At 58.3% G+C, this 857-nt stretch carries 1 pseudogene; it reads left to right on the top strand.

Going from position 1 to position 857, the window contains the following annotated elements:
• Positions 1–147: 147 nt before the first annotated feature.
• Positions 148–312, top strand: a pseudogene (locus tag AC0L3P_RS39890) (IS110 family RNA-guided transposase); the annotation flags it as partial.
• Positions 313–857 lie beyond the last annotated feature (545 nt).

The raw sequence follows: 857 nt of genomic DNA, 5'->3' as shown, positions 1-857 counted from the left end.
CGGCAGGCACTGCAGAACCGACTGAGGCGCTAATGTCAGCTTCAACTGAATAGCAAGCGCGGCTGATCGCACTATGCACTGCGACGCACTGCGACTTCTCGCCGATCGAACGTCGGCAATCGGCGGGTTTGCAGAGCATCATGGTTTCGGACGAAGAAATGGTCCTCTCTTAAAGCTTGGGGAATGAAGCTCGCGAAGCGAATCGGCGTCAAGAAAGCGAAGGTCGCCATTGCACGGAAGATCGCTGTGATTCTCCACTGCATCTGGGTCGACAGCACGTCGTTCGACTGGGGCCAGGCGAAGCCGGCCTGATCGCATCTCAAAAACTTCGTGGTCCGGTCCGCCGGGCCGCGATGTCCTGCTGGGACGGCGGTCGTGGTGACCTCGGTTAATCGGCTTGTCCATACTCCTACTCCGTTGCAAAAGATAAGGCACCCGATCCGGACATCATCATGTCGTCGGTCATCGGTGGTTCCTCGGTTGTGTTGGCGTGTCGCAGCCGACGGGCGGCTTTGCGGTGGTCACCGGCAATTCTCCGGTAGGATCGTCCGGGTTTGCTCTACCGAACTACACCACCACCGGGGAGTACGTCATGCCAAGCTGATGAATGCTTGTGGGTGCAAGTCCCATCCGGCCAAGGCCGAAGCAGGCCGGCCGGGACCGAGTCTTGCGGGCGTCATCGTTTGCAAATTTGGCTCTGACGCATATTCGATCATCGTGTTTGTTTTTATGGCGCGCCAATCAGCCTAGCCTGAAGGAGATCGAGCTTAGCGCGCCCGCACATCTGCCGCTTGACCAGCTTGAGCTTGGTGATCTGAGCTTCCACTTGGCCATTGGACCACGGTTGCGTGATAGCC

It is taken from the genome of Bradyrhizobium sp. WSM4874, from assembly GCF_055811835.1.
This window is presented reverse-complemented; position numbering and strand designations above follow the sequence as displayed.